Source organism: Cohnella baijiui (assembly GCF_020731285.1).
GTDB lineage: Bacteria > Bacillota > Bacilli > Paenibacillales > Paenibacillaceae > Cohnella.
The window spans coordinates 44459-66232 of sequence record NZ_JAJFOW010000036.1; the positions used below are offsets into that span (position 1 = coordinate 44459).

At 54.0% G+C, this 21774-nt stretch carries 20 protein-coding genes and 1 pseudogene; 1 reads left to right on the plus strand and 20 read right to left on the minus strand.

Annotated features, from left to right (window positions below; all coding sequences use genetic code 11):
- Positions 1–25: 25 nt before the first annotated feature.
- From LKX83_RS24885 to LKX83_RS24925, 10 genes are all read right to left on the minus strand, one after another.
- Positions 26–859, minus strand: a complete 834-nt coding sequence (locus LKX83_RS24885) for a carbohydrate ABC transporter permease (RefSeq protein ID WP_227885567.1) — start codon at positions 857–859, stop codon at positions 26–28.
- A gap of 2 nt (positions 860–861) precedes the next feature.
- On the minus strand, positions 862–1770 hold the full coding sequence (locus LKX83_RS24890) for a carbohydrate ABC transporter permease (RefSeq protein ID WP_227885540.1): 909 nt from the start codon (positions 1768–1770) through the stop codon (positions 862–864).
- Positions 1771–1869: 99 nt separating this feature from the next.
- On the minus strand, positions 1870–3294 hold the full coding sequence (locus tag LKX83_RS24895) for an ABC transporter substrate-binding protein (RefSeq protein ID WP_227885541.1): 1425 nt from the start codon (positions 3292–3294) through the stop codon (positions 1870–1872).
- A 139-nt stretch (positions 3295–3433) separates the two neighbouring features.
- Positions 3434–4552, minus strand: coding sequence for a response regulator (locus LKX83_RS24900; protein WP_227885542.1), 1119 nt, complete (start codon positions 4550–4552; stop codon positions 3434–3436).
- Complete coding sequence (locus LKX83_RS24905) at positions 4512–6365, minus strand: cache domain-containing sensor histidine kinase (RefSeq protein ID WP_227885543.1); 1854 nt, start codon at positions 6363–6365, stop codon at positions 4512–4514. Before LKX83_RS24905 ends, LKX83_RS24900 begins: the two co-directional genes overlap by 41 nt.
- Positions 6366–6473: 108 nt before the next feature.
- Positions 6474–6602, minus strand: a complete 129-nt coding sequence (locus LKX83_RS34020; protein WP_255654851.1) for a hypothetical protein — start codon at positions 6600–6602, stop codon at positions 6474–6476.
- Between the two features lie 121 nt (positions 6603–6723).
- Positions 6724–7158: a hypothetical protein gene (locus tag LKX83_RS24910; RefSeq protein WP_227885544.1), complete on the minus strand. Its 435-nt coding sequence runs from the start codon at positions 7156–7158 to the stop codon at positions 6724–6726.
- A 296-nt stretch (positions 7159–7454) separates the two neighbouring features.
- Positions 7455–8291, minus strand: a complete 837-nt coding sequence (gene erm / locus LKX83_RS24915) for a 23S ribosomal RNA methyltransferase Erm (RefSeq protein WP_227885545.1) — start codon at positions 8289–8291, stop codon at positions 7455–7457.
- 504 nt (positions 8292–8795) lie between these two features.
- Complete coding sequence (locus LKX83_RS24920) at positions 8796–9392, minus strand: DUF3995 domain-containing protein (RefSeq protein WP_227885546.1); 597 nt, start codon at positions 9390–9392, stop codon at positions 8796–8798.
- 66 nt (positions 9393–9458) lie between these two features.
- Positions 9459–9824 carry a winged helix-turn-helix transcriptional regulator gene (locus LKX83_RS24925; protein WP_227885547.1) on the minus strand — a complete coding sequence of 122 codons (366 nt, stop codon included), beginning with the start codon at positions 9822–9824 and terminating at the stop codon, positions 9459–9461.
- Positions 9825–9965: 141 nt separating this feature from the next.
- Here LKX83_RS24925 and LKX83_RS24930 point away from each other — a divergent pair, with 141 nt between their 5' ends.
- Positions 9966–10319, plus strand: a complete 354-nt coding sequence (locus tag LKX83_RS24930) for a DoxX family protein (protein WP_227885548.1) — start codon at positions 9966–9968, stop codon at positions 10317–10319.
- Positions 10320–10682: 363 nt separating this feature from the next.
- On the opposite strand, the gene LKX83_RS24935 is transcribed toward LKX83_RS24930, so the two are convergent.
- From LKX83_RS24935 to LKX83_RS24980, 10 genes and pseudogenes are all read right to left on the minus strand, one after another.
- Positions 10683–11180, minus strand: a complete 498-nt coding sequence (locus LKX83_RS24935) for a DUF3995 domain-containing protein (protein WP_227885549.1) — start codon at positions 11178–11180, stop codon at positions 10683–10685.
- Positions 11181–11362: 182 nt separating this feature from the next.
- A complete protein-coding gene (locus LKX83_RS24940) occupies positions 11363–12721 on the minus strand; it encodes a glycoside hydrolase family 30 protein (RefSeq protein ID WP_227885550.1) in 1359 nt (452 codons plus the stop codon).
- Positions 12722–12766: 45 nt separating this feature from the next.
- Positions 12767–14416, minus strand: a complete 1650-nt coding sequence (locus LKX83_RS24945; RefSeq protein ID WP_227885551.1) for a type 2 periplasmic-binding domain-containing protein — start codon at positions 14414–14416, stop codon at positions 12767–12769.
- A 94-nt stretch (positions 14417–14510) separates the two neighbouring features.
- Positions 14511–15398 carry a carbohydrate ABC transporter permease gene (locus tag LKX83_RS24950; RefSeq protein WP_227885552.1) on the minus strand — a complete coding sequence of 296 codons (888 nt, stop codon included), beginning with the start codon at positions 15396–15398 and terminating at the stop codon, positions 14511–14513.
- A gap of 24 nt (positions 15399–15422) precedes the next feature.
- Positions 15423–16322: an ABC transporter permease gene (locus tag LKX83_RS24955; RefSeq protein WP_255654863.1), complete on the minus strand. Its 900-nt coding sequence runs from the start codon at positions 16320–16322 to the stop codon at positions 15423–15425.
- Positions 16323–16529: 207 nt separating this feature from the next.
- On the minus strand, positions 16530–17549 hold the full coding sequence (locus LKX83_RS24960; RefSeq protein ID WP_227885554.1) for a LacI family DNA-binding transcriptional regulator: 1020 nt from the start codon (positions 17547–17549) through the stop codon (positions 16530–16532).
- A gap of 186 nt (positions 17550–17735) precedes the next feature.
- The gene (locus tag LKX83_RS24965; RefSeq protein WP_370639125.1) at positions 17736–18920 is read right to left on the minus strand and encodes a serine hydrolase domain-containing protein; all 1185 of its coding nucleotides are present in this window, start codon (positions 18918–18920) and stop codon (positions 17736–17738) included.
- 285 nt (positions 18921–19205) lie between these two features.
- Positions 19206–19376 (minus strand): annotated as a pseudogene (locus LKX83_RS24970) (DinB family protein); the annotation flags it as partial.
- A gap of 28 nt (positions 19377–19404) precedes the next feature.
- Complete coding sequence (locus tag LKX83_RS24975; protein WP_227885557.1) at positions 19405–20469, minus strand: DUF4037 domain-containing protein; 1065 nt, start codon at positions 20467–20469, stop codon at positions 19405–19407.
- Positions 20470–20690: 221 nt separating this feature from the next.
- Positions 20691–21602, minus strand: a complete 912-nt coding sequence (locus LKX83_RS24980) for an SDR family oxidoreductase (RefSeq protein WP_227885558.1) — start codon at positions 21600–21602, stop codon at positions 20691–20693.
- Between the last annotated feature and the right edge of the window lie 172 nt (positions 21603–21774).

The following is a 21774-nucleotide window of genomic DNA, read 5'->3' on the forward strand; positions in this document are numbered from 1 at the left end:
GCGAATCTCTCCATTCCTTTGGGCGTCAGCCCTTGATGCCGGTCAGCGTGATGCCGCCGATAAAGTACCGCTGCGCGACGAAGAAGAGCAGAATGATCGGTGCCACGATCGCGGACGAAGCGGCCATCAGATAGCCCCACTGCGCGTTGTACATGCCCCGGAACGAGGCCAGGCCGAGCGCGAGCGTGTACTTGTCATTGTCGCTCAAGTAAATCAGCGGCCCGAGAAAGTCGTTCCACGTGCCGATGAACGTAAAGATCAGGATGACGATGATCGCCGGCTTGGACAGCGGCAGGATCAGCTTCCACAGGACGGTGGGCGGGCTCGCCCCGTCCATATAAGCCGCCTCGTCCAAATCTTTGGGGATCGTGCTGAAAAATTGCCGCAGCAGAAAAATGTTGAACGCGCCCCCGCCGAACCAAGCCGGGACGATCAGCGGCCAGTACGTGTTGATGGCGCCGACGGACTTCCACAGCATGAAGGTCGGGATGAGCGTGACCGCATAGGGGAGCATCAGCGTGCTGAGCAGCAGCCCGAACATGACACCGCGCCCCGGCCATCTCAGCCTGGCGAAGCTGTATCCGGCCATGGCGCTCGTGAGCACGACGCCGGATACGACGCAGACCTCGAGCAGCATCGTATTCAGGAAGTACCGCCGAAACGGCACGACCGTCAGCGCGTCGCGGTAATTCTGCCACTCGAACGGCCTCGGAATCCACTCCGGCGGAAAGGTGAAGATCTGGGCCGTCGACATGAACGAGCTGCGGACGAGCCACGCGAACGGGAAGATCATCGCGATGCTGCCCGCGACGAGGATCAGATAGATCGCGGACCGGTGCAGAAGCTTCGCGGTGCTCATCCTCATGGCTTGTTCCCTCCTTCATAATAGACCCAAAAGCGCGAGGAGCGGAAGACCAGCGCCGTCAACGCCATAATGAGGAGGAACAGCACCCATGCCATCGCCGACGCGTAGGCCATTTCGGTTTCCGCGAACGCTTTGCGGTACAGGTAGAAAATATAGAACAATGTCGCGTTGTTCGGTCCTCCGTTCGTCATGACGTAGGCCTGGTCGAACACCTGGAGCGTGCCGATCATGCCCATGATGACGTTGAAGAAAATAGTCGGCGTCATCGACGGCAGCGTCACGTGCCAGAACTTGCGGAGCGCACCGCCGCCGTCGACTTCGACCGCTTCGTACAGGTGGCGCGGCACGCCCTGCAAACCGGCCAGGAAGATGACGGCAGCGTTGCCGACGCCCCAGGAGCTCATCAGAATGAGCGAGGGGATCGCCGCCGTCTCGCTGTAGATCCACTGCGAGCCCGGCAGCCCGACCGACCGCAGCGCGGAGTTGAACAACCCGAAGTCCGGATTGAACAGCCACAGCCAGAGCATGCTGTTCGCGATGCTCGGCACGAGGACGGGCAAGTAGTAGATCGTCCGGAAAATCGGCAGCGCCTTGACCTTCTGATTCAGCAGCATGGCGACGAGGAAGGCGGCCAGCATGCAGAGCGGCACGCTACCGATCGTGTAGTAGAGCGTGACGTACAAGGATTTGCTGAAAAGCGGATCGCCGGTCGTCATCTGCCTGTAATTGTCCAAGCCGACGAACCGGAAATCCGAACCGATGCTCCAGTCGGTCAAACTGAACACCAGCGAAGCGACCATCGGACCGAAGACGAACACGACGAATCCGATGATCGCGGGCAGGGCGAACGCGATGCCCCACTTCCGCTCCATGCGGACGATCCCGGAACGCGGCTGCGCGCGCATGTTGATCCCTCCATCCCCTCTGGCCTGGCCTGTGGCGCGGACGGGAGAGCGTCCCGGCGAATCCGGGGACGCTCTCCCGCGCAAGGCCTGCAGCCGTCGTTATTGCCCGGCGTCGTACTTGCCCTGCAGCAGCGGCTGTACGTCCTTCGCCATGTCGCGAAGCACCTTCTCCGCCGGCTCTTTGTTCGTCCACACCTTGTCGAGCGCGGCGTTGATCTTCGGCTCGATCTCCACGAAGTTCTTCAGCGAGTAGGCCGGCGATCGCTTGGCAAAGCCGAGCGTATAGTCGATGACCGCCTGCCGGTATTCCGCCGGATGCGCGTCGTTTTTGATCCAGGAGTCGATTTTCGACTGGTCGGTATAATACTCTTCCTGCAGCGGCATCCACAACCCTTTGCTGAACAGGTCCACCTGCTCCGGGTTGTTGTGGTACATGTAGAATTCGAGCGCTTCCTGCTGGTGCTTCGTATTGGCGAAGATGACCGTCGGGGCGCCCAGCACGATCGTCGTCGGCTGCTTGAACTTCGGCAGCACGCCGATTCCCACGTTCATCTTGGTCGAAGCGAAGTCGAGCAGCGACCATTGCCCCTCGATCGCCATCGCGACCTTCTTCGTCTGCAGCCTCAGGTTCGTCGCCGGCATGTTTTGCTGCTGCGTCGCCGTCGGCGCCACGTAGTCCTTGTACATCAAATCCTGCAGCTTCGTGAACACTTCGATCGCTTCGGGCGAGTCCATCGTGAACTTGCTGCCGTCCTCGTTCGTGATGTCTCCTCCGTTGCTCAACAGAAGCGGATACCACCCGCCGAACCAGGTCGGCACGGACACGCCGTATTGAACGATGTTCTTCGGATTAAAACCGGTATCGTACGGCGTCTTCCCGCTGCCGTCCTTCGTCAGCTTCTTGGCCGTGTCCACGAATTGATCCCACGTCCACGCGTCGTCTCCCTTCGACGGCGGCGGAGCCACCCCCGCTTCCTCGAATAGTTCGCGATTATAGTAAAGCGTGATCATCTCTACGGCCGAATTCGTCCCGATTGTCTTGCCCGGCGCATAGTAGTAATAGGATTGCTTCAGCCGGTTGCCGAGCTCCGGGTACGTGTCCAGAAACGGCGTCATGTCGAGCAGCTTGCCGTCCGTCGCCCACTTCAGCGCCAGTCCTTCGCCGAGATAGGCAACGTCCGGCAGCTCGCCGGTCGCCATCAGCGTGTTCATTTTTGCGTTGTAGTCTCCGGTGACGTGCTCACCCTTGACCTCGATGTTCGGGTGCGACTCGTTAAACGACTGGATCGTCTTCTCCATCGCCGCTTTCTCGAACGCGCTGCCCCAATACATGAACTTCAGCTTGACCTTTCCGCCACCTGCGCTTTCGCTGCCGCCCGCACTTTCGCTGCCGCTCGCGGACGGGCTCGCGGCGCCTCCGCCTCCGCCGGCATTCTTGGAACCGCCGCTGCAGGCCGTCGCCGTCAGCGACAGGCAAAGCAGCAGCAGCAGAACGATCTTCCGCGGACCGTATCGCAAGTTCATTTCCGGTTCCCCCTCCCAATTTGTGTGCGCTTTCAAAGCTATTATGCCCGGCCGCCGAAGGGGGTTCTATAGAATCCGTTGCGCCGCTCTTTGATATGTTGACATCTTTTCGGGGAGCGTCCGACTTCGCCTTCCACGTTTACCGGAACCTTTTGCGGTAGTCGGTGGGGCTTACGCCCTCTTGCTTTTTGAAGGCGATGCTGAAGTAATTGGCGTCCGGGTACCCGACCGCGGCGGCGATCTCATGCATCTTCAGCTCGCTTCCCGACAGCAGCTCCCGGGCCTTCTCGAAGCGGATGCGCGTCGTGAACTCTCCGTACGTCTCGCCCGTCTCCTGCTTGAACAGCCGGCTCACGTAGTACGGGTTCAGATGCAGCGCGGCGGCGAGCGACTGCAGGCTGATGTCTTCGCCCATATGCGCCCGTATCCAGGCTTGCGCTTGCTCGATGGCGTTCAGCCCCGGTTTTTTCTTGGCCATCTGCTGCACTTCGGACAGGAGCGCGAAAAAATCGCGGACGCAAGCTTCGATCGCCGGATGCGCTTCGCAGGCCGACAGGGCAGAAACGAACGTCTGAGCCTCCTCCAGCTCGTGCCCTTTCTCGATGCACGAACGGCTCGCGTTGAGGACGAATTGGGAGGCGATCATCCGCGCTTGGGGCACAGGCAGCCCCGTCAGCTCGTCCAGCCACTCGTCCAGTGCACCAAGACGCTCGAGCTGCTCGCGGCCCGCCCGGAGCTCGCCTAGCAGATACAGCTCCTTCGCCAGCAGGTTCGACCCGCTGCCTCCAGGCGCCTCTAGCAATCGGGAAGGCTGAATCGACATCGTCAGCTGCCGCTTCAGATCGTCGACATAGCCCGTTCGCCGACGGCTCTCCGCCGCCTGCCGGATCGCCCGGTTCAGCGCCTCCAACAGCTCCTCGTAGGAGACGGGCTTCAGCAAATAGTCGGTCGCCTCCAGCGTCACCGCTTCCTTCACGAGCGGAAAGTCGTCGTACCCCGTCAAAAAGACGATCCGCGAGACGGAGCTGCGCTGCCGAATATGCCTGGCCACGTCGAGACCGTTGATCCCCGGCATGTTGATATCGAGCAGGACGAGATCGGGCGCATGCTCGTCGTACAGCGCGATCGCCCCCGCCCCGTCCTCCGCCTCGTAGACTTCCGTCACCTCCAGCTCCCGCCAGGGCACGGAAGCTCCGATCCCCCTGCGGATATGGACTTCATCGTCCACGATCAGCGCTTTGATCCCGATGTTCGTCATCGCCCTGCTCCTCCTCCTCGATCGCCGGCATCGCCAGCGTTATGGTCGTATAGAGACCCAAGCTGCTGCGGATGCGCACGCCGAAGCCTTCGCCGTATCTCAGCTTCAGCCGGTCGTGCACGTTTTTCAACCCGTAGGTGGCGCTTGTCTCCTCCTGTTCCAGCGCCCGGGTCAGCTCCTCGATCCGCTCGGGCGCCATCCCTTGACCGTCGTAGGTAATGTGAAACAGCAGCGTGCCTTCCAGCACTTCGCCGGAGATGACGATGGAGCCGGGTCCCTCCTTCTCCTTCAAGCCGTGATAGATCGCGTTTTCGACGATCGGCTGCAAGACGAATTTCGGGACCCGGTAGGCGGACAGGTCTGCCTCCAAGGCGAGGAAGCAGTCGAACCGGTTCTCGTAGCGGAAGTTCTGAACCTCGACGTAGGCCATGACGTGCTCCAGCTCCTGGGCGACCGGAATCATCTGGCTGCCTTTGTTGATCGTGAGCCTGAAATACTTGCCCAGCTTGTCGATGACGCCGCTGATCTCGAACTGCCGCCGCGAGAAAGCGAGCCACTTGAGCGATTCGAGCGTGTTGTACAGAAAATGGGGATTGATTTGCGCCTGCAGGGCGTGGATCTCCGCCTGCTTGCTTTTTTTGAGTGCATTGTACACCTGCTGGTTCAGCGCGTGATTCTCCTGCGTCATGCGAATGAAGCGTTGCCCGATCTGACCGACCTCGTCCTCCGGATCGAAGCGGTCGGCCGGCGGCGGCGCGATCATGCCGCTGACCTTGATCAGCCTGGACAGCCGATGGAGCGGCCGGCGAATCGTCCCGCTGATCCAGTCGGCGAGCAGCAGCCCGGCCACGAGCGTCCCGAGCAGGATCCAGATCGTGATCGCCCGGATCGATCTGGCATCCGCGGACAGGCTCTTGGCGTCGGTGCTGTAGACGAGGGACCAGTCATAAGGCGTGCTGCGCTGCAGGGAGCTCATCCACTTGTCCTCGATCGAGACGAACTGCCCGGCGTTCGGGTTGCGGCTCCGCGTCTCCGACAGCAGCCGTTCGTTCGTCTGCCGCTCTTCCGGCAGCTCCGGGAGCGAGTAGAGCATGTGGCCCTCCCGATCGGCGATCATCAGCCGCGCCTGCTCGTCCGTTTTCAGAAAGGACAGCCCTTCGAAGAAACGCCCCTTGTCGATCTCCAGCAAAATAAAGCCGAGCGGAGAAAAGTCGCCGCTCGTCCGCCGAAGCAGCCTGCCGACCAGCATCGTGCTCGGATTGGTCTTCATATTTTGATCCAGCGACTCGTTGTCCCGAATCAGCACTTGCCCGCTGGCAGCCAGCTCGTCATACCAGCCGCGCGCTTCGTCGGGGTTGATGTAGGAGCCGAATACCCGCCATTCCGGCGGCGCCGTCATGTGGTAGATCGAATAATGCACGACGTAATCTTTGGATTGGGTGATCGAGTTCATCGCGTTGCCGATGCGGTACGTGTTTTTCATGTAGCTGTAGTCGCCGTCATCGCTTGCGATCTGGATGTTTTGGCACACTTGGTCCTTCGCGCCGGTGAGGGAGCATTGGATTTGCGAACTGCTGATGATGACGTTAAAGAGGTCGTTCAGGTCGAGGGCGATCTGGTTCAGGTAGTGGTTGGCGATGCCGCCTGCGGCCAGCGTATGCTTCTCGGCGTTTTTCATGAAGCGGTCCGCGGAAATCTGGTAGACGGCGACGCTGATAAACAGCATCGGCACCAGCGTGATGACGGTCGTGAGAATGAACAGCTTGCCGCGGATCTTCTTGAAGCGGAACAGCTCGCGAATCGTATCGGTCATGGACGCACCCCGTTCGGCAGGCGGATATTATTCGATTGAAGCGCTTTCAAACGTGAATTTGGCCTATTTTACCCTGCCGCTCCATAGAACGCAAGAGCGACGTTGGGCCTATGAAGAAGGAGGCTCTCTCCCCCGGCGCATCGCGAGAAAAAGCGATGCCCCCTGCTCCGGCGACGGCGAGGCGGTCGTCTGCGCCCGGTCGACCCGGGCGAGCTGCAGCGTCGGCCGAAGTTGCATGCTATACAAGGTACCTTGCGAAATAAAATAGCGAATGAGAAAAACCGAAAAGGACTGCAGCGGCTACGACAGCCCGATGCAGTCCTTGAAAATCTCGCGGATTTGCCGGAAGCCGAGTCCTTTACCGGACCGTTTGACCTCTTCCGAAATCACGGTTGCGCCAGCAATAAACCGCCTCGAAAATCCCGAATACCCCGACGACCGCGGCAACCAGAATGACCGCCAACACGCCAAAAACGGTCATCGTCGTTCCTTGGCCTCCCAGCAGAAGCGCGCTGCCGATGACCCATAGGAAGTCGAGCACAGTGATGATAAGCACGGCAGTCGGAGAAACCACGGGCCTAGACGCGGTCCAGACGAGAAATGCGACGAATACAAGCAGGAAAACCCCGGTCTCAACCAAAGCGCTCCTGTTGCCCAGTCCCGTCCAATCGGAGACATACCCGGCAAAGAACAGCAGAAGAAGCCCGCATGCCCCGGACGAAACGGCATTCGTCAGCAGAACTTTGCGAATGAGTGATTCTCCTGCCGGCGTTATTACTCCATTCGGTTTCATAATCGATTCCCTCCTAGTGGTTCGGTTGCGTCCTTACACCCCGGAGTTTAGTCCACAAACGACTGCCAAAACCATGCTTTTTACTGCCGTTTGGTGCCAACCTTGCGTATTTTTCCGATCAGCGACTAATGAGTGTTAACTTAGCGCGCCCAATATCCATTCCAATCGACGACCGCCACCGTCTCCTCCATTGGCAGCGAGGCAGCTACGAGGGCACTCACAATTTTGGCAAACGATTCATGGAAGCGACGGGGGTCGCCCCTGCTGCAATTCCGGTACCGCCAAACGTATGAGTCTTAGTCCTTCGGCCAGCGGTAAGGCGCAACATGCCGGCGCATCGCGAGAAAAAGCGATGCCCACTGCTCCGGCGACAGCGAGACGGCCGTCTGCTCCCGGTCGATCCGGGCGAGCTGCAGCGTCGGCCGCAGCTGCGCCGGCGTGAAGACGCCCCGCAGCGCCTCCGCCGCGGGCAGCCGCGGCTGGCGCAGGAGATAGGCGGCGAAGGCCGCGAAACGCCGGCTCTCGGCGGCGGGCACGAGCGGCCGCTCCCGGCGGGCGATGCGGACGATCGCCGCGTCGACGCGCGGAGGCGGGGCGAAGTGCGCGCGGGGAATCGCCGTCCGCATCTCGAAGCGGAACTGCATTCGCCATGCCAGCAGCCGCGGGTCCGCCGTCGTCTCTTCCGTGAACCGCCGGGCCGCTCCCTTTTCCAGAATCAGCGCGCCTCTCTGGAATCCTTTGCCCTCGGGCCCCAACAGCTTCTCCAGAATCGCCGTCGTGATCGCGAACGGGATGTTCGCCACCACGCAGAACGGCTTCGCCGGCAGTCGAATGTCGCGGATGTCGCCCAGAAGGACGGTAATGCGGGGATCGCCCTCCGCCTTCTCGCGGAGCGTCTCCGCGAAGGCCGCGTCGACCTCCACCGCCAGCACCCTGGCTGCCCGCTCCGCGAGCGGGAACGTCAGGCTGCCTTTGCCGGCGCCGATCTCCAGCACGGTATCGGTCGGCTGCAGCCGCGCCGTCTCCACCAACTGCCGGATCGTGCCCGGGTGATGAAGCAGATGCTGCCCCGTAAAGTTGGGTCCGGATATGCATTTTCGGATCGTGCGATGCTTTTTGTTTTGTCTGCGCATAGATCGATTCCTCCCGTATCGAAATGTCCCGCGGCCCAAAATGGAAAAAGCCGCAGGCGCGGGCCTGCGGCGGAACGACGGATATCGAGAAGGGTGGGGATGCGCATCGAACCAGCCATGGTCCCCTGCTTGCGCGGGGCCATGGTTAGCCGGATCTCTAGTGCATAGACGGACAGGGCGATCGTATCGCCTTAGAAAAACGCAAAAAAGAGACAGACGCGGCGCGCTGTCCCTCTCCATCCATCGACGCGAAGGATATCCTAAAATGGGCAGTCCGATTCCGTTTTGCTCCGCACGCAGGCAGAGCCTTTGTTCACTATTCAGTTAGTGGCAAAGGATACAAAACGCAATCTGACGAAATAAATAACACCCATTGTAGGACAACCCTCCATTCCTAAAGTTGGGGATATTGTAGCATACGGCGGGCGCTTGCGCCAGCGGAAACGCATTTTCCATTCGATCGGCTCTCGCTTGGCGAGCTGCGAACGCGGCCATCGATTGGCATTACGCGAATCTGACGCCAATCAAACCCGTGATCAAGCCGACAAGGACGCCCACCGTACAGAGCGTTAACCAGATTCGCTTGCCGCGCGGTTTGTCCATGAAACAAAAGCCAAGAACGCCTAAAAGAATGCCCTCGATCGCAAACCAAGGTTCGAACAACAAAAGATCCCAAAGGACATAAGCATGCTGCTTCAAGTCAAACGGGCCGGAATCCGTCTCGATCACGCCCATGATTTGTAGGGCGCGATAGCCGACTCCATAGATGCCGTGCGAGGTCGCTACGGCGCATCCAGCCACGATGACCGCCAGCAACGACCAACTGAGCAACGATCGCTTTCTGAGATAGATCATTGTAATTCCCAGCAATCCTGCCGCCGTGAGTATGCCCGAAGCAACCCAGTTGATCATTTCCCAATCGGGAGAAGCGGAAATTTCCGGTTTTAAAAGAGACAAACCGACCCTGCCGTCCAGCGCCCAATAAAGATGAGGAAGCATGTAGGCGATCGACCAAACGAATACGGCGTATCCGGCCCATGTTAAAGATCGGCTTCTGCCCATTTGGGGCTGCATGCGAAGATCGGGTGCACTCGCCTTCATGATTGGCCCTCCTTTTCCTGCTCGTGCGCTATTTTAGCAATGGAATGGAAAATAGGCAATGAGCCTTTAGCCGCCATGACGTTCTTCGGGTCCCTCCATGCGCGCTTCCCCGTACAGCTCGTTCAAATGGGCGAGATGGGCAACCCCCCAGTCGTTCATCGCCTGTAACAAAGAGGTCATTCGCTGACCGTACGCCGTGATGGAGTATTCGACCTTGGGAGGAATCTCGCGATACACCTCGCGATGGACGATATCGTGATACTCCAATTCCCTAAGCTGCTGGGTCAGCATTTTTCTGGTGATGTCCGGGATCGCTTTCTGAAGCTCGCTAAATCGCATGGTGCCATTCGCAAAAAGACGAAGCAGAATGACGGGCTTCCACTTCCCGACCAGAATATCCAACGCCGTTTCGAACTTGCAATAAGTCGTCATGAAAACCCTCCGTCCGTTGATCCGCCTAAGGTTTCTTTTTCTATACTACGTTTATTTGAAGTGCCTACTTCCTCGTCGCGACCCTTACAAATATGATAGATCCGAGGGTTGGTAAAGATCAAGAGAAGGAGCGGGCGGATCGTGAATATCGCATTATGGATCGTGCAGGGAGTTCTGGTCATCGGCTTCGTTTTCTCCGGATGGATGAAGGCGTTCCGGCAGGAAAAAGCAAAGGCGTCCTGGCCTTGGGCGGGCGAAGTGCCGAAAGGGCTCGTTGCTTTTATCGGGATCGCGGAACTGATCGGAGCGCTCGGGTTGATCTTGCCTCAAGCGACCGGTATCGCGCCGAATCTGACGCCGATCGCCGCCATCGGGCTTGGGGCAATCGTGCTGTTCGGAGCCGTCTTCCATGTGATGCGAAAAGAGTATCGGGAGATCGGCGTGAACGTCGTTTTTCTGGCGCTGGCTGTCTTTGTAGCATTCGGGCGCCTATGAGTTGGCTGTAGGCGGGTGGGGACGGACTCGTGCGAAGGAACGGTAGCAAGGGGATGTTGTCCTCGAGCGAAGGAACGGGAGCATGCCAAGGAACGGAAACAGATGGATGCCGGCCTCTTGCGATTGTATATGAAAAATCATATAGATGGAGCCGCAAAAAGGAAAAATGAGCGATTTTGTATGAAAAATCGCATAGAAATTGGTCATTTGGTGTTTTTTGCGGCGATTCTATTCGAAAAATCATATAGATTTCCAATCATGCCCAGGGGAAAGCGGATCAAGAAGCACAAAATGGCTGCAACGACTTACCCCGCGGCAATCTGTTGCAGCCTTTCCATTCGCACCCCGGCCGGGCGATGCTGACTATATCTCCGGATCGGCCGCCTCATTTCTTCTCGATTGCGGCGTTTGCGCGCTTCTTGTCCCTGCGAAAAAGTAAAACACCCCGCCGGCCATCCAAAAAGGTTCCCAAAACACGAGTCTCCAAACCGTCGCGTAGGCATCCAATTCAAAATGTAAAATATTCATGGCGCTTAAGGTTATGGTGATGAAATTAAGAAGGCCGTATAGAAACAAAAAAGCCCCCGCTATTTTCGCAGCAAAATATAGCGCCTTGGCGATAATCGGCTTTTTCCACCGAATTAGCAGCGCCAACAGCAAGACGAAGCCGAGTAATTTCAAGAATCCGGTCAGCCATACCATTCGGACGAAAGAGGGCGGCGGATTCAGGGACAGCTCGTAAATGGACCCTCCCAGCGACCGGAGCCCGAGCAAGCCGCCCATAGCCCAATAGAAACTCATCCCCGCAAAAAGAATCGACCATCCCATGCCCAGCGCGATGAACCCGAAATTCCTCTTCAATTCAGAAACACTCCTTCCCGCAGCGTTCCTCTTCATTCACCACGATCATATCATATCGGCCGCTTCGAACGGCAACGAACAAAAAAGGGAGCAGGGACAGCCTGCCCTACGGCAAGCCGTTCCTGCCCCCTGAACCCGCGTCCGACGCGGCAGCGACGTGCCCCGAATCGCCAAAGGCCGTTTTAAAAGAAACGTTCGCGTTTGATTAGGAATGATATGGCGCTTTTCGACTCTAGCCCGAAGCTTATAGGATCTTCCCCCTGCAGCTTCAAAGCGATATTCGCTAATTCATCGCTATCGTTAAACATAATGACCGCGATCGAATCATCCGTATTCTTGAAAGCTACGGAACGAATAAAGTCATGGCTTGCAGAAGACGCAATGCATACAGCCTTCGGTCGTATACATGTACTGAAATGTGCCAGCGCGTAATAATCCAACGTATACGTAAGCTCCTTGGTCCGCTTATCGACCTTCACGATACCGCGGCAGGTGCTATTGCCGAATCCTGGTACGAACGGGCCATTCTCCTCATCCAGAGCCATATTCCATAACACGAAGGATTTGCTGTAATTTCTGAGAATCTCGATTCCCATTCGCATCACATTGGAGAAGGCCTGCTCAAACGGCGGAATCCACTCTCCGCCCGAGCCTTCGGTAAAATGGACCTCCTTGTCGGGAAATGCTTCATAGATTTCGGTCTGGGCTGACGGTTTCCCGCCATACCAGTGCCATGCGACGCCATCGACAGCGGCATTCGCTTGCTCCAGCACTGTTCGCGGATAGTCGGCACGGTCCCAGTTGTGATCGTAACAGAGAATCTTCGTATCGATATGGTGCTCGATGAAACTTGGCTTGAGATGATTGTTGATAAAATCGATTTGCGCCTCGGGCAACATCATCATGCCGGGATAATGACCCGGCGAGTACAGCGCCTCATTCTGAGGAGTAACGGCATAGATCGGCAGTCCGTTGGCCGCATACGCTTTAATATAACGTACGAAATAATTAGCGTAGACCGAATAGTATTGCCGTCTCAGCTCCCCGCCGATCATGGACCCGCTTGTTTTCATCCAGCCCGGCGGACTCCAAGGCGAGGCCATAAGCTTGATGTAAGGATTTAACCGTACGGCTTCTTGCAGAAGGGGAATAATATCCTCCTCATCATGCGCGATCGAGAACCGCTTGAGCTCCGCGTCGGTTTCGCCTGCCGGCAAATCATTATAGCTGTAGAAATCCCGCGCATAATCGGAGGCTCCCATCGGGTTCCGCAACACCGACAAACCGATTCCATCCTTTGGATCGAACAACGCTCTCATGAGCTGGGATCGTTGTTCCGGCTCCAGAATTTGATGGATCAAGTAGGCGGAGGAATCCGTGAAGGATGCTCCGAAGCCGTCGATCTCTTGGAACGTCAGGGCTTCGTCAATCGTGACTGTATTTGTTTCTGTATTCGGACGAATGGGGGATAGCTGCTGCAGCGTTTTCGCTGCAAACAACTCCGTTTCACCCTTCGACTGATAGATCGATATATCCAGCATTCGTTTCCCTCCAGTTGCCTCTATCTGTAATGCTATCTTCTACGCTTATGACAACCCCAGCTTCTCTTTGTTCGCCTTCATTTTCTCGTTGCGGACCTTCAGGATTTGATCCCAGCTGTTTTTATCCAGGAATGCTTTATACTCATTCAGAACGTTATCGAACCTGGCATCGTCGCTGGCGCGAATCATGCTTACCAGCGTCGTACTCCATTTAGGATCGATATTGGTTAGAGCGCGGGCTTCCGGAGTCCCCGGGTCAGGATTGATATTCTCCAGGATGAAATGAGGCGACAACTTGCCCTTACCCCACTCCTGCATTTGAATAATCGATTCCGGGAATGCATCTTTGCTCAGCGCTTTATGGCGGTCATGGCCGAAGAACATAAATTCGCCCATCCGGTACTCCTTCTTGAATTGATCCGCATTATTCAACTGAAGCTCCTTCACAGCCGGCAGCAGCGATACGGTGCCATCCGCATTCTTCTGATACGTTTCGCCTTCGATTCCGTAGTTCATGAGCATTTGTCCTTGATCGCTCAACAAATACGTGAAGATCTGAATCGCTTTTGCGGGATCCTTGCAGTCCTTGGTAATAAAGTTGATCATCCAGCCCGTGATGCCCGATTGATTCAATGTCGGCTTATGTCCCGCCGTGCTCTGAGGTCCATCAATGGCCATGTACTCCTTGCCCGGATTTCCGCTCATGAAGATCTGAAGATTACCGCCCATCTGCGGCGTTCCATCCAACAGCATCGCAGCATATTTGCCTGATTTCACTTTTTCTTCGAAGGCCGTACCATCATCGGCAAAGCTGTCATCGCTGATCGTGCCGTTACGATATGCCGTATTCAAGGTTTTCACCCAGGTCAAGTAATCCTCATCCAGATTGCGATTGTAGAATCCGCCGTTCCCATCCACCAGCGGTACGCCTATAAAATCTTGCAGCGCATCGCCGAGCGAGCCGGTGCCGGTACCGATGGAATTGAACCCGAATGGAAGCAGGTCGGGGAATTGCTTCTTGATATCGTTCAATACGGTCAAGAATTGTTCCGGCGTTCCCATGCTGGGCTGTCCAAGCGCTTCATAGACATCCTTGCGGATGATGAATGCCGTCTTTGCAGGAATGTTGCCGCTGTCATAGTCCGCCTGGGTGTTGGAATAGTTCGAATACCCGTAGGTGTTGCCGTCTGGTTGCTTGAACCAGTTCAGCGTATCTTGCGCTGCAACCGTATTGAAGTAAGGATCGTATTTCTGCGCGAGGTCGTTCAGCGGCAACGCCCATGTGGCCGCTTTTTGCACGACCGAGGAATTGATGTCGAATGTCGTGATCATATCAGGCATTTTGCCGCCGGCAAAAAAAGTATTCAATTTCGTATCATCGCCGGTAATAAATTCAATATCGATGTTCAAATCCTCTTTGATTTTCTTGGTTACGACATCGTGGCCGAAATCCTTATTCCACCAATCCGCATTTACGTACCACTTCAATTTTGTCGGTGCTGCTCTTTTGTCCAGCTGCCAAGCAGGTGTTCCTGGGTCCGGCGTATATTGGCCTTCAGTTGCAGCCGAATGGCCATCCCCGGCGTTTGAGCCGTTGTTGTTCGATGAACAGCCGGCAACAACGATCGCGACAGCCAGCATTGCAGTAAGAAGGATAAGTCCTTTTGTTCGAATCCCATTTTTCAACTTAACCATTACCGTGGCAACCTCCCTTTTTGAAAGCGCTTGCTAGATATTCCTTGTTCATCCTGTTAACGCAACCTTGCCTAAGAACGCTTTTCGTCATTTTTTACTCCTTTACCGCCCCCAGCATCATTCCAGAGATGAAGTGCTTTTGAAGCAATGGATAAATAGCAACAATCGGTAATGTCGTAATAATGATTGTTGCCAGTTGAACCCCTTTTGTCGTCGTTTCAATGACAACCGAACCCGCGGCATTTTGCATCGATTGGGTTTGCGACTGAACGATGATTTCATACAGCTTCATTTGCAGGGGATAAAGCGCTTCATTGGTAATATATAATTTGGTCGTTATGAAGTCGTTCCATTGCCCGACACCATTGAATAATGCAATGGTAGCCAAAGCCGGCATCGATAGAGGAATGAATATATACAAGAAGATTCGCCAATCGCCTCCGCCGTCGATTTTCGCAGATTCCTCTAGCGAATCCGGCACATTCCGGAAGAAGTTCATCAGAATGATCACGTCATAGAAGCTTAATAGTGCCGGGATGATGTAAACCCAGAAGCTGTCCAGCAGACCGAGCGATTTAATCAATAAATAGGTTGGGATCATCCCCCCCGAGAAGAACAAGGTGATGACACCCATCGCTACATAGAACTTGCGTCCGCGGACGTTTCTTTTGCTTAATCCGTAGCCGACCATGGCACAGAAGAAGACGTGCGTGACAACCCCGATTAAGGTTTTGGCAATCGATATGACAAACGAGTTCCAGATGGTGGAGTCTCGAAATACCGCTTGGTAATTTTCCAAAGATAATTCCGGCGGCCAAAATATGAAACCGCCTTCCGCAAGGGCTCTTCCCGAACTGAAAGATGAAACGATCACATTCCATAATGGAACAACGAGCATGATGGTGAACATGATCAGTAATGTGTTGTTGATGGTATTAAAGATTCGATTATCCCAATCTCCTCTGACCGCTTTCAAATTCACAGTTGTACCCCCCTTCGATATGACCTATAAGACGGACTGATTATCATTTAATTTTTTGGTAAGTTTATTGGCGGTAACGAGCAGAATGACAGACACGATAGAGACGCCCAAGCCAACGGCAGTCGCATAAGAGAAATCGCCCTGCGTCAACCCCATGCGATACACATAAGAGTTAATCACTTCCGCCTTTTCCCGGTTTTGCGAATTCATCAGCACTAACGTTTGATCCAGATTCGAGCCCAATAAACCGCTTACAGTTAGGATCAAATTCAAGCCGATCATGGGCTTCATGTTAGGAAGGGTGATATGCCATATTTGTTTGAGACGACTCGCACCGTCCATTTTGGCTGCTTCGTAATAGGTAGGATCGATCTTGGCCATAATCGCCAGGTACAAAATCGTTCCCCAGCCAGCCTCTTTCCAAATATCCGATAACGTTGCAATCCACCAATACTTATCCGGATCAAGCAGTATATTTTGCTGCTTCGAGATCAACCCCAAGTCAATCAGGATTTGGTTGAACAATCCGCTTGTCGATAACCAGGTAATAAGCATGCCGCCCAGTATGATCCACGATAAGAAATGCGGCAGGTAGGAGACCGTTTGTACAAATTTCTTGAAACGCCCCGGTCTCACTTCGTAGATCATAATCGCCAGAATAATCGGAATGGCAAAACCGATCGCTAATTTCAAAAAGCTGATCCATAGCGTATTGATAACAGAATCCCAAAAAAACGTATCGGATAATATGATTTTGAAGTTTTCCAAGCCAACCCATGGAGCGGAACCCAGCGTATCGATTACGGTATAGCGTTTAAAAGCGATCGTTAAGCCGTAAAGAGGGATATAGCAAAACACAAACATAAATATAATGCCCGGAAGAATCATCGATTGAATTTCCCATTGCCGCTTGAAATCAACCATGGATGCCTTCACTCTTTGCCCCAACGGTTTCCTTTGCTTCAACGGCTTTTTTCCGGTTGACTGAAGCGGAGCTGTCTGATTCACCTGATCCGTCTCCTTTTTAGAGCCTATTTCTTCCATAAAAACGTTTTTGTTTTTGCGAAAAAAACATCCCGCAGGGAAGCGGGTTTTTCATCTGTGCATAGGATGGTTCTCGTTTGAGTCAGCCTAAACTTTATAATTCCGATCGAGCTTTACATGACTTGATCCGCGTACAATCAGCTCGCCAGCCAGCTTTTGAACCTTGCCTTGTTCCTTCATATGAATCATATTAATCAGATGCTCGATGACCAGAATTCCCTGTCTCGCGATTTGATTCCGTACCGTCGTTAGCGGCGGCGAAAAATATTGCGCAATTTCAATATCATCGAAGCCGACTACGCTAATATCCTGCGGAACCTCGTAGCCCTGTGACTTTAAAGCCCGAATGCAGCCAATAGCGCTCAGGTCATTCCCTGCCAGGAAAGCATCCGGGACCTTGCCGGGGTGCATGTGAAGGAATGATTTAACGGCATTGTAGGAACCTTCTTCTTCAAAATAGCCTTGCAAAATATAGTTCTCATCAACCGGGAACTGATGCTCTCGCAGTGCGGCCAAATATCCTTCCCGACGCTGAACGCTGTCGAACATCGTATCTACGCCGGATATGTAGGCAATCTTCTTGTGTCCGAGGCTAATCAGGTATTTGGTTGCTTCATAGCCGGCCACATAAGAGTCAAAAATGATGCTTCCCATGGTCTCGTTCTGAACGATACGATCCAGAAAAACCGTTTTAATTTTATTTCTCTCCATAGCCGCGATGTCTTTCTCGTCAATTTTCAGTTCCTCGAATACAATGACGCCATCCACTCGCCCGCCGAGAATATTGCCCATAATGACTTTGTGATCCTTCGTAACAATTACATTTAATCCGTATCCCTGTCGGTCGCATTCCCGTGACATAGATTCGACAAGCGTATAGAAGTAGGGCCCTGCTACGCTTGTAGTAAAGAAGCCGAGCATCTTCGTCTTCCCCGACTTCAGCAACTTTCCGTTTAAGTCCGGTACATAATTCAGTTTCTTCACTACATTCAGCACATGCAGCTTCGTCTCCGGATTCAGTACGTCTACATCATTCAGGGCATTGGAAACCGTAGAGATCGAGACTCCCGCCGCTTTTGCCACATCTTTGATCGTTACCCTTCTCATAGCAGCAATTCTTCCTTTACAATAAAAACGTTTTTATGATTTATAACTTAGCATAAGAACGCTTTCATTTCAATCGTTTTCTTATATTGTTGTCTGCTCATTTGGCGACGAAAGAAAACGCCAAATCGAATAGGCCCATGAGCAGTTGCATGGGCCTCTCTCAGATCCGGACAAAGGATCGGCGCTTTATCCATTCCAAATGCTCGCATAGGCATAGTTGCGCACCGTGCCGTGCCAGCGATACCAAGGCGAGCCATTTTCCTGCTGCGCATAGAACAGCGTCATTTCCGATTCGGGATCGATGACCACGTAGCACCCTCTAGCGCCGTCCCAGCCGAATTCGCCGTTTTGGCTAAGCGAATTGTTATCCTCGCGATCCACCAAAGTTCTGACGCCTAAGCCATAGCTATAACCGAGTTTGCTCCCCCCGCCGAATCTGGCAAAGTCCTGCCGGGCAGCAGGAGCCAAGCGATCGCTTCGCATCGCGTTCACCGTTTCCGGTCGAAGAATCCGTTCGCCATTCGGCGCCAGGCCGTAATTGCACAACGCCTCCGCGAAAACCATATAGTCCGGCACGGTCGAGTATAAACCGCCGCCTCCGCTTTCGTATCCGCGGCCCGGCTGAAGCGCAATGGTTTCTCCGATGCTTTCCGCCCGATGCGTCCGACCGTCGAAGCGATTGTACAGCTTGCAAAACCGGCTCTCGTCCCGGAGCGAGAAAGACGTATCCTTCATGCCGAGGGGATCAAAGAGATGTTCCTGCAAATATTGTCCAAAAGATTGGCCGGTGATGACTTCAAGCAGTGCGCCCAGCACGTCGTGGCAAACGGTGTATTTAAAATGCGAGCCGGGTTCGAAAGCGAGCGGCGCCTGCGCCAACGCCTTGATGACCGCGAGCGTAGGCCCCTCCCCTCCGTTTTCTGCCACCGTCCGCCGGACAGCGTCCGTATGGATCGTTTCGATGCCTGCGGTCATCGTAAACAAATGCTCGATCGTGATCGGATGCCGAGCCGGGAACAGCTCCTCCGTCCCATCCGACAGCGGATGGCGAACGAGCATCTGCTCGAACTCGGGGATGTACGCGTACAACGGGTCGGTAAGTGTATACTTTCCTTGCTCCAGAAGCTGCAGCAGAGCCGTGCACGTCACGACCTTGGTTGCGGAATACAATCGGAAGATGCTATCCCTGCCAAAGGGAACCTGATTCTCTACATCCGAAAAGCCCGTAAAATGCTCGTAAACGGGCTGGTGTCTGTGATACATGGCAATCCCTAAACCGGGAATGTTTTTTTCGCTATAAAACGTATCCAGATATGCCGAGAGCCTCGAAAAGTTCATCCTTCTCCACCTGCCCTTTCCGTTCATCGCCATCCTGAAGCACGTGATTTCGATTGAATCCGTCGGTCAATATAGGGAGAAATCTTCCACAGCATAATCTTAACTGGATACGCAACCACATGAATAGAGGGCGATCTTAAAGATTAAGGTACATGATTAATGGCATGAACGCATGGAGATCCGGAAGGCCCTCGCTTCCTTTGCGATAAAACGGCTGATCTTTGGCTTCATTCGGTTATGCATGAATAATCATACAAATTCGACCGCAAAAAGGTAAAATGGACGGACCTGTACGAAAAATCGTTTAGAATTTATACGTTAAATATCGAACAATCCCCTACGAATCAAGTTTGCGGTAATCGGCTGTTTACCCATTTCCCGCGCCCATACAGACAATTGGCCGATGTGGTGGATCTCATGGGCGATTACATGTCGCATAATCTCCCCATACTTGAAGTATTCCCATTCGCCTGTATCGCCGTTTTGGTCTGCCAAAGATCGAACTAATCGTCTGCACCTACTGACCCTCTCGGAAAAATAGTTTCTTCAGCGCCTTTCTCGCGTGATTTCCTTCTGTACCAGACTCGCGAATTATATTTCTGAAATCGGTATTATCTGTAATTTGATCAATGTTACCGATTAAGCGTCTATCACCTAATTGGCGAATATTTTCATCCATAACGTGTTCCATAATCATTTTCGCAATTCCTTCTCCGTTCATTACTTTGAAGGGACGATCATAAAAGGATGAAACGTCAATAGGAATCATTTCAAAAATCCCTAATCCATTATGCATACTTGATAAACGCTTATAAACATTATTAAATGCATCCTCTCGTTCTCTCCATGTAGTTGCCGTTTGAGCCTTCCAAAGATAAGGTAGCAATTGATCAGAACACTTCAAGCGCTTAAATGCAGTACCAAACCATTTGGGATAAGGGGCATACTGACGTTCCAACAGAAAGCAAAGATTTATGATATCGCGGACAATACGCGAGGCAATAATAGCAGAGCCAAGTTCATCACCCGCAAAACCCGAACGAAGCATCAGGTGTTCTTCTTGACCAATCCGCTTCCAACTTGATGCTATTAGGTACAGCCAAATATCGTGAGGATAATAACTGAATTGATTGCGTAATGTAGAAAGTTGACCCGTATCATCCCTATAAATTGCTCCGCTGGTTATCTCGAGAAGCGACTGTGAAGGGAATGATAGCCAATCTTCTAACCCTACAGATTCATCTAAGTTAACACCCAAGCAGCTTTCGATAAACTTGGGCAACGTTGTAATTACACTCATTTTCAGATCAATCGGATAGCCATAAAACTGTTCCGGTACTCGCTCGTGCAGAGATTCTTCTATCTGCTCGGAACACTCGATATCTTCCTTCCTAAGAAAAAGATATACCCGTGGCCCCCAATCATGATCTGTTGACATTTCCGTATCATAGCCTAGCACTTCACTCCCAGAACCGATTAGGGCAGATGAATAGCGCAAGTACGGGTTGGTGTCTGACAGTATAGGCTCAACGACTTCCGTATGAAATCGTCGACATAATTCTATTCCTTTAATAAAGGACATTCTTTATTTCTCCTATCTTATTTCATTTTGCAATACACAACACTGCAAGTCTGCCGGCTGAAACGCCAGCAAAAGGTCAAGTGAAGGTTGATAGCACACCAAAGGATGGATGGGCAACGTTGCTGTTATTTGCAGGTTGTAGAATAGTTGTTGGCAGGGTAAGTCATTTCCTTAGTTATAACATTTTTTGTTTCAGCCGGCCGACGTGCTCAAGGTGCGACTTATCGATACCCTGAAGCGTCGGCCGGCTTGCCCGCATCCTGCACCTCGGCGATGTACCGCCAGGCGTCCGGCTGCGAGCCGTCCAGGTCGCGAAAGCCGTAAACGCGAGCCAGCTCGCCGCTGGACAACGATTGGCCGTTCCAGCGCGTCACGTCCGGGTCGCCGGCGAGCGCGGCGATCGCCCGTCCGATGAATCGCGGCGTCTCGGAGATGACGAAGTGCGGCTCCTTCGCCAGCGCATCCCGCCAGTTATCCTCCCGGACGCCGAAAATCTCAAGCATCAGCTCGGTGCGCATCCATCCCGGCGTGACCGCCACCGCCGCGCATCCGTGCGGCTTCAGCTCCTTGGCCAGCGAGCGGGCCATGCGGATCACGGACGTTTTCGCCAAATCGTAGAAGATCGACAGTCGGTAGTTTTCCTCGTTGTACGCGGCGGTGCCGTCCGTCACCTCGACGACGAGGCCGTTCCCGCTTCGGAGCAGCAAGGGAAGCGCGTAATGGCTCGTAATGAGATGCGTATCGACGGCAAGCCGAAGCATTCGCAGCCCGCCCTCCAGCGAATGCTTCCATACCGGGACGTTCCACTCGATCAGATTTTCGCCGCCCCAAATGTCGTTGACGAGCAGGTCCAGCCGGCCTTGCTCTCGCTCGATCCGGGCGACAAGTGCCTGAACCTGGGCGGGATCCAGATGGTCGACCTGGACCGCAATTCCTTTTCCCCCAGCCCGATTCACCAGCTCGGCGGTCTCTTCGATCGTCTCGGGACGGCCGTACTCGGAGCGCTGCGCCCGGGTTGTCCTGCCCGTCACGTAGACGGTCGCGCCCGCCGCGCCCAATTCCGTCGCGATGCCTCTTCCCCCGCCGCGCGTCGCCCCTGCCACCAAAGCCACTTTTCCCTCTAATGATTTCATGTTGGCACCCTCTTCCAGTCATTGATTTCTCAAGTATACAAGGCCTAATATGACATGCACTGTCATATTAGGGACATAAGGATCCGCAACAGCGAAAAAGAAAGTGCGAACAATGAGTCCTATTGTTACAATAAGGAAAAGTCGAATTTTAGCTTTTTTTGTCATCGACATT